The sequence below is a fragment of the Mariniphaga anaerophila genome (genome assembly GCF_900129025.1).
Lineage (GTDB): Bacteria > Bacteroidota > Bacteroidia > Bacteroidales > Prolixibacteraceae > Mariniphaga > Mariniphaga anaerophila.
This window is the reverse complement of record NZ_FQUM01000001.1, coordinates 721,290-732,497: the sequence shown is the minus strand read 5'-3', so window position 1 is coordinate 732,497 and position 11,208 is coordinate 721,290. Positions and strand designations below refer to the sequence as shown.

The following is an 11,208-nucleotide window of genomic DNA, read 5'->3' as shown; positions in this document are numbered from 1 at the left end:
TAAAATATTGATGTGAAGTAGTGTTGGATGGTGTTGTGAGGTTTTAAGTGGTTGAAAGACAAAGAATCAATAAATTTTGAAGTATTTGAAGTGAAGTAGTGGCGTAATTGTGACGTAGTGTTTTTTTGTGATAAAATTTGTGCGTCACATAGTTTTGTGTCAGTAATTCAAGATAATTAATCAAATCAAAAATTGTTATGAGAAAAGTTCTAACTATTCTAATCTTCCTTTTTTGTGGAATATTGGCTCATGCGCAGAATTCTGTAAGCGGTAAAGTTACCGATTCTTCAGGAGAAGGAATTCCAGGCGCCAATATTGTAATTAAAGGAACAACTAACGGAACAGTTTCCGACATCGATGGTAATTATACTTTAAATGGTATACCATCCGACGCTATTCTTCAGGTAAGTTTTATTGGTTACACAACTCAAGATGTGCAATACAGTGGTCAGGCCACATTAGATGTTGTGTTGGAAAGCGATGCTTTGTCCTTAGAAGAAGTTGTAGTAACAGGTTATGGTCAGTCGCAAAACAAAAGGGCTATTTCTACTGCTATTTCTACCGTGTCATCCAAACAAATTGAAACGGTTAAACAATACCGTCCGGAAAGTGCTTTACAAGGTGCGGCTCCCGGTATTGTTGTTGTGCAAACATCTGGTTCTCCCGGTGCACCTTTAACTGTTCGTATGCGTGGTATTGGTACTCCTAACCAATCTGAACCTCTTTATTTGGTAAATGGAATTCAGGTTCCCAACCTGGAGTATTTAAATGCATCAGATATTAAAAACATTTCTATTCTAAAAGATGCTGCATCAGCTGCTATTTATGGTTCGCGTGGTGGTAATGGTGTTGTTTTGGTTCAAACAAAATCGGGACGTAGAAACATGCCAAAACCAAATGTAAGCGTAAGCGGATATTATGGTTTTCAAAACCTTGCTTATAAACCCGACCTAATGGATAAAGATCAATACATTGATTATTACAATCAATCTATTGATGATGTTTTAGCAGGTGGAGGTACGGTTAACGGAAGAGGAAAATTTACTGATTCCGAACGTGCCGCGTTGCCAAATACTGATTGGTATGATGAAGTATTCGAGAAAAATTCTCCAATGCAAAACTATCATTTCTCTGTTTCAGATGGAGGTGACAAATACTCGTATGAATTAGCGGCTGGATATTTTGGACAAGATGGTATGGTAGGTGGTGAAGATGATAAATCGAACTACAACCGTAAAAATGTACGATTTAGCTTCGATACCGACATTACTTCGAACCTCATTTTGAAACTAGGAGGTGACTTCACACGCGTTGAACGTAATTTCCTTGTGGAAAACAGTGGCGGAACAGGAACAGCATTAATGAACTACATAACAGCAATTCCTTCTATTTATCCAACACGTGCCGAAAATGATGAATTGTTTAATATGGGGCGTCAGAACCCTAGTCCTGTATATAACGGTGTTCCGTTGAATGTTTTAGGTGCTGTAACTCATCCACTTTGGAGTATTGAAATAACAAACCGCCAAGCAGTTCAGGATGTAAAACTGCTTTCCGGTAGTTTAAATTGGAATCCTGTATCAGGTTTAGATATGAATGCTTCGTATTCTTATTACCAGCTAGATGGTTTATTGCGTAGTTTTACGCCAAAAGCTTCTTATCCTGAGCAAACATTTACTACTGAGGGAAATGTTAATTACCAGGAATCTCCTTATTCAACCAAAAGAAACCAGTTTGAAGCCACTGCTGAATATACCTTCCAAAATACTTCAGATCATAACTTGAAAATACTAGGAGGTTTCTCTTATATCGATTCTTATATTGAGAATCCTTATGTATCGGGCGGATACCAGAACTACACTGATTATTTGACCAACGATTTTGACGATGTTAATTTCCAGTTGGCAACAGATCATTCTTCTTTCATTTATAATCCTTACCCAATTTTCGAAGATGTTTTAACCTCATTCTTTGGAAGGGCAACTTACGATTACCAACAAAAATACTTATTAACCGCATCCTTGCGCGTTGATGGTTCTTCTAAGTTTGGTGCGAACGAACGTTATGGCATTTTCCCAGCAGTATCTGCCGGATGGGTGATTTCTGAAGAAAATTTCCTGCAGTCATCTGATAACATTAACTTATTAAAACTGCGTGCCAGCTGGGGTGTAAATGGTAGCGATAACCTGGAACCTTACCGCGCCCTAAGTACTGTTGATGCAAATACATCTTACGGACCGAATACAGGTTTAGCCTTAACAGGTTTGGCAAATCCTAATTTGAAATGGGAAGAAATAATGCAAACCAACTTTGGTTTAGACTTAAATGCATTTAACAACACCTTAGGTATTACAGTTGACTATTATATTAAAGAAACAAGCGACATTTTATTGGCTGTTGGTTCACCAACGTACATTGGTTTAAATCCTGCTGTTGATAATGTGGGGAGTGTGAAGAACTCAGGTTTTGAGTTTATGACAACTTACAATAAACGTTACAACAACGGTTTTGCCTGGAATGCATCGTTTAATATTGGTATAAACGAAAATGAGGTAACAAGTTTAGGTGACAATGGGCAACCATTAGATGGTGGTTTTACTGGTCAATTGTATGCCGACCCAATTACGCGTACTGATGTTGGACATTCAATTTCAAGTTTCTACGGTTACGAAGTTGAAGGTATTGACGCAGTAGGAAACCTATTGTTCAAAGACAACGATAACAGTGGAAACGACAAAACACGTCCGAACGAAGGTGATAAAACATACATTGGAAATCCATTTCCTGATTTCACATATGGAATTAATCTGGGAGCAAGTGTAGCCGGTTTCGATTTTAGCGCTTTCTTCTACGGCTCTCAAGGAAACGACATCTTCGATGCAACCATTCGTTACGATGCCATTGGTTCAAACCGTCCAAGCTATTATGCTAAAGAAGGTGCTCCGCGCTCGTTGGTAGTTAGCGCAGCAGGCGATACAAATGGTGAAAACCTGGTGTCAGACTTCCATGTGAAAGATGGTTCTTTCTTCCGTTTGAAAAATGCAACCATTGGATATACTCTACCTGAAAATGTTTCGAAAAAGGTTTACAGCGAAAAAATTCGTCTGTACGTATCAGGTCAGAACTTATTTACCATAACCGGTTACGATGGTGTTGAACCAGAAATTGGTGAGGTAGCAAAAGGAAGCTCTCTTGACATCGGTATTGACCGTGGATTTTACCCACAGCCAATAACAGTAATATTTGGTTTTCAACTTAACTTTTAATCCATGATCAGTAAATAAAATATAAAGATGAAGACAAATAGAATATACAAAATACTAGCGGTTTTAGCTTTACCAATGCTATTGCTAACCGTATCATGCGAAGATGTTTTGGAAAAAGAACCAATTACATCCATTGCAGTAGAGAATACATATAAAACTGAGGCTGATATGATTTCGGCGGTAAACTCAGTGTACGATGTTTTACAATGGCAATCGTTAAACGGCTCTCATTGTTTCCCATTAATATTTCAGGGAATTCGTTCAGACGATTTGCATTCGCAGCAAGCCAATTTCTGGGCTCTCGGTGCGGATTTTGATAACTTTTCTACCATTTTACCACACAACGCAAGTGTTTTGCAAGTATGGAACAAATGGTATCAAGGAGTTTCAAGAGCCAATACAGCTTTACACATTTACGAAACATTCGAGTTTACTACACCTGGTTTGCGCGAACGTTTAGAAGGAGAAGCCAAATTCTTAAGAGCACTATGTTACTTCGAGTTGGTACGTTTATTTGGTGGTGTGCCCTTATTAACTGAAGCAATTACCAGTACCGATCAGGAGCTGTTTTTGCCTCGTGCTTCAACTTCAGCTATATACGATCAAATACTTCAGGACTGCAGCCAGGCTTCTTCTTTATTGCCGAAAATGGGCAGCGAAGAACAGGGGCGTGCAACTGCCGGTGCAGCATTGGCATTAGAAGCTAAAGCTAATTTATACAATGGAAATTGGAGTGAAGTAGTAAGACTTTGCGAAGAGATTATGGGACATGGTTACGATTTGGAAACCAATTTTGCCGATAACTTCGAGTTAGACAATGAGTTTGGAATTGAGTCAATTTTTGAAATCAATTACGTTGATGGATTGGTAGCTGGTGGTTTTGAAACTGGCGGTGTAAACCAACAAGAAGGATCTGGTGCATGGCAAATGATGTTTATGTGGTTGTCAGGAAAGTATACTTCCTGGGGTAACTTTATTCCTCGTCAGTCATTAATTGCAATTTACGATGAAGCTGACACACGTTTGGATGCGACTTTTATCGTTCCTGGTACAGTGTTGAATTCACCAGGGCTTGCGGCAGTAGGTTGGGATCCTGCTCCTGATTTTACTTTAGCTGTTGGTTCAAGTGCATATTGTCGTAAATATTTCCTCGATTGGGAAGAAGTGGATGCTTTGTTAAGTGTTCAACAATCTCCTAAAAATGAAAAAATTATTCGTTATGCCGATGTATTGCTAATGCACGCAGAAGCATCAGCTATGGGTGGCGGCGGTAACGGACAAGCTTCGTTAGATGCCATTCGCGAACGTGCCGGTTTAGGTTCAATTCCTTTAACATTGGAAAACGTAAAGTCAGAACGTCGCAAGGAATTGGCAACAGAAGGATGGAACCGTTTTACTGATTTGGTTCGCTGGGGAGATGCAGCTTCTAACCCTGTTCTTATTGAGAAAGGTTTCAAAGCAGGTAGAGATGAATTGTTGCCAATTCCTCAGACTGAGATTAATATTGTAGGTAGCGACTTGTTGCCTCAGAATCCGGGTTACAACCAATAGAAAATCCTTAAAAACTTAAAAGAATTGTAAAATGAAAAACAAAATATTTAAATCATATCTTTTAGCAGCAATGTTTTTGCTGGGAGGATTGGCTTTTGTGAATGTGTCGTGTGACGACAAAAACAAAACCTGGGATTATATGGAAATGCCTAGTCACCACGATGGTATTCAAAATGGTGATGAGGAAGGAATCGATTGTGGTGGTTCTGCTCCAAATCCTTGTCCTTCGTGTACTGATGGTATCCAAAACCAGGGAGAAGAAGGTGTTGACTGTGGAGGACCTTGTCCTGAGTGCCCAACTGCAACACCACGTTTTGATGCGATGACAGGAACCGGAATACCTTATTTCCATACTTTCGAACAAGATTTCTCAGGAGATAACTTATTCCCAATAGTAAACAACAGTGTTTCGATGTTCTTCGGAGCATTCGATCCTGCTGGAAGTGAAGAAATTGTTGGACAGTACGATCGCCCTGAAGGTAATGTGGCAGATGGTTATTCTGACTTTAAATTCGAACCTTTTGCTTCGGCAATTGACTTTTCAGAATACGATAAATTCCAAATGGATGTTTACGTTCCTTCAAGCAATGATTTTTCTGGAAATTTAACTCCACTTGTAGAAGTTATATTCTATGATACAGAGGATCCAACTTTCTGGAATACATGGACCGTACTTCAGGTACAGTTGGCCGATGAGGATGTAGACAAATGGATTAGCGTAAAATGGGACGGAAGCGAACTGTTGGCAAATCGCCCGGTTGATTATACGGGTATTGCGATACGAATTGGTGGTTTTGGACACCAGGAAGCAGGTACTTTCTTTGTAAAAGACTTTATGCCTATTAAAGCCTTTACAGCTGAAGGAACACCTCGTGCTGATGCATTAAAAGGAACAGGCTTGTCGTTCTTCCATACTTTTGAAGCGGAAGATGCAGGCGAAACGGTTATGCACGATGCAAATCAAACCGTAGGAATGAGCTTTGGAGTTGCTGACCCAGCAGGAAGTTCAAAAGCTGTTGGTATGTACACACGTTACGAAAACGATGCTGCAGGAGGTTATTCGGATTATAAATTTAAAGCACTTGAAAATCCTGTGGACTTTTCGAAGTACACCAAGTTCAATCTGGATGTTTACATGCCAAGTATGAATGATTATGCCGGTACAACAATTTCTCCTATGGTTGAAATAATATTCCTTGATTCAAGTAATGGTGAATTTTGGAACACCTGGACGGTAATGCCATTTACAGTACCCGAAGCCGACTTTGATAAGTGGGTTACTGTAACCTTCGATGGTTCTGCTTTATTGCCCGCATCAGTAGATTATGATGTAGTTGCAATCCGCATGGGAGGTTCAAATCATATGGCACACGGTATTTTTTACCTGAAGGATTTAATCCCAATTGAATAAGTATTTAATTGAATTTCGTATAGAGATGAAGTCTCTAATTAATAATAGGTTTAGTTTGATTAGTAAGTAAAAAGAAGTGAAAAGCGGTAAAAGCTTTGGTAGGCAGGAGCCGCTTTTCATACTTCTTTTAAAATTGGACTAACAAGCAGTTCACTAACAAATTGATAAAAAAGTAACAGTGTTACTATTCCACTTATAGAGGAAAAGGAGGAACATTATGAACTTAATTTTTATAAGATATCGTTTTCTGATAGTTTGTCTCATGGTACTTGCTTCAAACATTATTTCGGCTCAAGAACAAATTGACTGGAACAATTACCATGAATGGAAAAACACCACAAAGTACTCCAAAACTTATGTGGTTAATCAAAGACATACTAATGCTTCTGACAATAATCCCGGAACAGAAGAGTTACCCTTGTTAACAATTAACGAGGCAGCGCAACGTGTTAAAGCAGGTGAACGGGTTTTGATCTATGCCGGAGTTTATCGCGAGTTTATTCAGCCAAATAATAGTGGAGAGGCTGAGGATAGAATGATTTCATTTGAAGCTGCTTCAGGGGAAAGAGTCATAGTAAAAGGTTCACGAATTCTTAATGTGGGTTGGGAAAGGAATATGGTACTTACAGATGAAGAGCCAGAAGTTGGGAAGGTTGTGCAATGGTCCAAAAAGTTGTGGTCGGCAGAGTTGCCAAATAGCCTGTTTGAAAATGATTATTTCCCATTTAAGCTAAAAAATATTGAAGACCACGAATATGAAATGATGCCCTGGGCGGTAAATTGTATTGGGAAAAGCCCATGGACCTTAAGAAGAGGTTTGCTTTTTCAAAATGGAAGACGTTTGCAGCAGTTGGAGAGTTATGGTGATTTGACTCGTCTCCCAGGTTCTTTTTGGATTAGTAACGACAATAAAACCCTTTATGTTCATCCCTACGATAGACAAAATCCAAATAGTGCCAGCTGGGAAATAACCACTCAGAGTCATCTTCTTAAGCCCAAAACAATTGGGATAGGTTATATACAAGTGCGGGGGATTTCCTTTAAACATTGTGGGAATAGCTTTCTTCGAACCAGTACTGGGGCTATATGTATTAATGGAGGACATCATTGGATTATTGAAGATTGTAAAATCAGTAGTATAAATTCATCAGGAATTGAAATGGGGTATTATGCTTACGAGTTTGAGGATAAACGCCCAGAAAATATACAACCGAGGGAGGATGAGGATCTTGGGGGAGTAATTATACGTAATAATGAGATATTTGATTGCGGTACTGCTGGGATAAGAAGTTATACGGTTACTAATGGATTGCTTGAAGGCAACCATATTTATAATTGTGGCTGGCAGGATGCTGAAAATTACTGGGAATGCGGAGGCATAAAACTTCTCCGTGCCAAACGAACATTAGTGTGCAATAACTATATTCATCATATTCAGGGAGGTAATGCCATTTGGCTCGATTGGGATAACCGTTATTCTCGAGCTACCGGAAACCTAATTCATGATATTCAAACTATACAAGGAGGGATTTTTGTAGAAGCTTCCCAGTACCCTAATCTGGTGGATAACAATTTTATATGGAATGTTGATGGGAATGGAATTTATCTAAATGATTCAGATGAGACGTTGGTTGCCCATAATTTAGTTGCAAAAACTACAGGGCCAATTGTAAGAGCAGTAGTGGCAACAAGTCGTACCTTAAATGGCCGCAAACTAAGCGCGGAACGAAATCGAATTGTGAACAATATATTTATTGATGGAGGTCAATCAATAATGTTTAGTTCGGAAAGTAACTATTCTGACTTCAATTTATACATATCAACAAATCAACCCGAGAATATTTGTTTAAAGACATGGCAAAAAATGGGTTATGACATAAATAGCATAAAAAAATATGCTGCCGCGGAATTTGTTCCTCAAAACAAATTTTTCTATTTGCTTATGAATGACGTGTTTCCAAGAGTAGCATCGCTACAGGAAGTAACTACCGATTTTTATGGAAATATAAGGAAAGGGAAAGAAACAGTTCCTGGTCCGTTCGCAAAATATGAACAATTTCAAAAAATATTATTAAACTAATAAGTATAACAAAAATGAGTAGAATCTATTTTAGAATAATTGAAGCTTCTATCTTTCTTACACTTGCTTTTACTTTGTTCTCATGTTCATCATGTAGTAAGGAGGAGGGAATGGGAGAAAAAAAAGATGAGCTAATTGCCAAATTTGAACCTCCAGAAGGGAAATGTTTGGTGTTTATTGGGCAGGATATGGGAGCAATTGGAGGTATGGAGGGTTATAACAATGGTTATGTTGATTATTTTCCTCAGCCCGCAGGCATCACTGTTTACACCACATTTTCAAAAGGGACCAACAGTTTTGGATGGGATATGACTGGCAATGATGGTATTTTTTCATTAGCCAACTGGGGTGCTGGAGATTGTTATGCAAATAAGCAAATTAGAGCACTTGGATTTGAAGAAGCAATGGTTACAATCGGTTTAGCCATGGTCGATGCAGAACAAGAGATTGTGAATGGGGAGCGTGATAGTTTGATTATTGAATTGGGAGAATGGATGAAAAGCCTGGCTCCACGTCCAATTTTTCTGCGCATTGGCTATGAATTTGATGGTCATGACTGGAACCATTACAATCAAGTATTGTATTTACGGGCTTGGCGACGTATTGTGGAAAAATACCGTTCAATGGGAATCACTAATGTTGCATATGTTTGGCAATCAAAAGGGGTTGGAACAACCAAGGAAGAAATGGCGGCTTGGTACCCAGGTGATGATATTGTAGATTGGTGTGCATATACGTATTTTGGCAATCCCGATACGGAAATGATAGAATTTGCAAGAGAACATAATAAACCTGTTATTATAGCAGAGGCTACGCCTGTTTTTCAAAAAGGCGACACTTATTTTGATGCAGATATCAAAAAGGCTGATGTTGCTCGAAAGATTTGGGATGAGTGGTTTGTAACTTTTTTCAATACAATTGAAAATAACGAGGATGTTATTAAGGCTTTTTCTTATATCAATGTCGATTGGCCTTCTCAGGCAATGTGGGAAAATAATCCAACCTTTCAAAAGGTAGATTCTCGTATTCAAATGAATGAGTATGTAAGTGAAAACTGGAAAAAAAAGATGTCAGAAGAGAGGTACTTGGAGGCAGAAGATAATAATTGGTAATTGTAGTCTATACTTTTTGTAGCAATAAGCAAGGAGTTCCCTGGTTGATTTAAATAGTTTGACACGTTTAGTTAGTATTATAGAATCAATAGTATAGGTTCTGTTCAGGTTACAACGAAGGGCTGCCAGGCCCTTCGGGTAACCGTACAAAAATTTAATAGTATGCAAAGTAAGTTTTACGTTTATAAATTGGCTTTTATTGTATCCATTGGTGGACTGCTTTTGGGAATATCAGCAAATGTGTCGGGGGCAAGTGAGTTTTATCGTTCATATTTCGATTTAAAAGTTGGTTCTTTTCTGGAAGGGCTAGGTGTTAGTATTGCCATGCTTGCCACTTTTATAGGAAATTTTAATGCAGGAACCATCAGCGACAAGTTGGGACGGAAAAGGGCATTGTTGCTGGCGGCTTTCCTGTTTAGTTTTTGCACGCTGGGTAGTGGTTTGGCAACCAATTACACCTTCTTTTTAATCTCGCGTTTTATTGGTGGGCTTGGTATTGGAATTTCACTTTTGGTGGTTCCCATGTTCATTGCCGAGTTTTCGCCACAGGAGAAACGGGGCTTTTTGGTTTCGTTTAACCAATTGAACGTGGGGATTGGATTTTTGCTGGCCTACCTGTTAAACTCGATAGTTGTAAAAAATGTTAGCGACCCCGACCTTACATGGCGTTGGATGTTGGGTGTTGGCTTTGTTTTTCCTGCCATTTATATGGTGCTTATGCTTTTTGTTCCTGAAAGCCCACGTTGGTTAATTACCAAAGGCAAGATGGATGAAGCCCGAAAAATAATGAGCAAAATGGGAGGTGAAGCTTATGCAGAGAAAGAACTAGCGGAGATTCAGAAAGCTGCCGGTTCCGGAAATCATGAGAAGGTTTCGTACGGAAAACTTTGGTCGGTTTTATTCAGCAAACCCATGCGTTTGGTTTTGTTGGTGGGATTAAGTGTTGCTTTCTTTCAAATGGCTTCAGGTTTTAATTCGGTAATGTTTTTTGTCCCTCGTATTTTCCGTATGGCTGGTTTCGGAGGTTCCGGTTCATTCTTTATGTCGAACCTTGTAGGAATTACCATGGTAGTAATGACGGTAGCTTCGATGTTTGCAATCGACCGTTTAGGGAGAAAGCCTTTGTTGCTTATAGGTGTTGCAATTATGGCGATTTCCGTTTTGGTGTCTGCCTGGGGCTTTAACACATCTAGTTATAAAATTGAGGCGAACGATCTAGAGACAATAGCTGCTTCAATTGAAAATACACAGGAAAAACAAATTGTAACTACGGTTTTAACTAAAATGCAAGAAAGCGAAGCAACGAAAGAGTTGGCATTCTTCAATACATTTAAAAATGAAATTTTGGTGGCTGCAGGTGATACAGAGTTGGCCGATAAAATTTATTCCGAACAAAGAGGATCACTCCTCGATGCTACTATCTCAATCAATTCGGTTCTTGTAATGATCGCAATTCTTGGGTTTGTGATTGGTTTCTCCATTTCCTTAGGACCAATCACCTGGGCACTGCTTTCCGAGATTTTTCCCGGTCAGGTTCGAGGTCTGGGAATGTCAATTGCAGGAACTTTAAATGCCTTAACCAGTTTTATAGTAACCACCATATTCCCAATTGAACTTGAAATGATAGGTTCGGCAGCCACATTCTTTATTTATGGTGCATTGCTGGTAATCTTCATTTTTATGGTTATTCGTTGGTTCCCAGAAACCAAAGGAAAAAGTTTAGAGGAAATTGAAAAGATGATGGTAAAATGAGACTGACAACTTTTAGGTACAAGATTTTTAGACAAG

6 protein-coding genes are annotated in these 11,208 nt (G+C 38.9%); all 6 read left to right on the top strand.

Annotated elements, in window-relative coordinates; genetic code table 11:
* Positions 1-197: 197 nt before the first annotated feature.
* The 6 genes from BUB08_RS02970 to BUB08_RS02945 all read left to right on the top strand — a co-directional run bounded on the left by BUB08_RS02970 (position 198) and on the right by BUB08_RS02945 (position 11,172).
* Positions 198-3,266, top strand: a complete 3,069-nt coding sequence (locus BUB08_RS02970) for a SusC/RagA family TonB-linked outer membrane protein (protein WP_083570535.1) — start codon at positions 198-200, stop codon at positions 3,264-3,266.
* A gap of 27 nt (positions 3,267-3,293) precedes the next feature.
* Positions 3,294-4,817 (top strand): RagB/SusD family nutrient uptake outer membrane protein, encoded by a 1,524-nt coding sequence (locus tag BUB08_RS02965; RefSeq protein WP_083570534.1) that lies wholly within the window; start codon positions 3,294-3,296, stop codon positions 4,815-4,817.
* A 31-nt stretch (positions 4,818-4,848) separates the two neighbouring features.
* Entirely contained in the window at positions 4,849-6,228 is a 1,380-nt protein-coding gene (locus BUB08_RS02960) for a hypothetical protein (protein ID WP_072998713.1), read from the top strand.
* 217 nt (positions 6,229-6,445) lie between these two features.
* The gene (locus BUB08_RS02955; RefSeq protein ID WP_083570533.1) at positions 6,446-8,308 is read left to right on the top strand and encodes a right-handed parallel beta-helix repeat-containing protein; all 1,863 of its coding nucleotides are present in this window, start codon (positions 6,446-6,448) and stop codon (positions 8,306-8,308) included.
* Positions 8,309-8,322: 14 nt separating this feature from the next.
* On the top strand, positions 8,323-9,420 hold the full coding sequence (locus BUB08_RS02950; RefSeq protein WP_217651533.1) for a glycoside hydrolase family 26 protein: 1,098 nt from the start codon (positions 8,323-8,325) through the stop codon (positions 9,418-9,420).
* 162 nt (positions 9,421-9,582) lie between these two features.
* Entirely contained in the window at positions 9,583-11,172 is a 1,590-nt protein-coding gene (locus BUB08_RS02945; protein ID WP_072998708.1) for an MFS transporter, read from the top strand.
* Positions 11,173-11,208: the final 36 nt, after the last annotated feature.

Excerpts from the sequence above, each read along its gene's own strand:
- BUB08_RS02950 (WP_217651533.1), top strand. The coding sequence starts at position 8,323 with ATGAGTAGAATCTATTTTAGAATAATTGAAGCTTCTATCTTTCTTACA.
- BUB08_RS02955 (WP_083570533.1), top strand. The coding sequence starts at position 6,446 with ATGAACTTAATTTTTATAAGATATCGTTTTCTGATAGTTTGTCTCATG.
- BUB08_RS02970 (WP_083570535.1), top strand. The coding sequence starts at position 198 with ATGAGAAAAGTTCTAACTATTCTAATCTTCCTTTTTTGTGGAATATTG.
- BUB08_RS02960 (WP_072998713.1), top strand. The coding sequence starts at position 4,849 with ATGAAAAACAAAATATTTAAATCATATCTTTTAGCAGCAATGTTTTTG.
- BUB08_RS02945 (WP_072998708.1), top strand. The coding sequence starts at position 9,583 with ATGCAAAGTAAGTTTTACGTTTATAAATTGGCTTTTATTGTATCCATT.
- BUB08_RS02965 (WP_083570534.1), top strand. The coding sequence starts at position 3,294 with ATGAAGACAAATAGAATATACAAAATACTAGCGGTTTTAGCTTTACCA.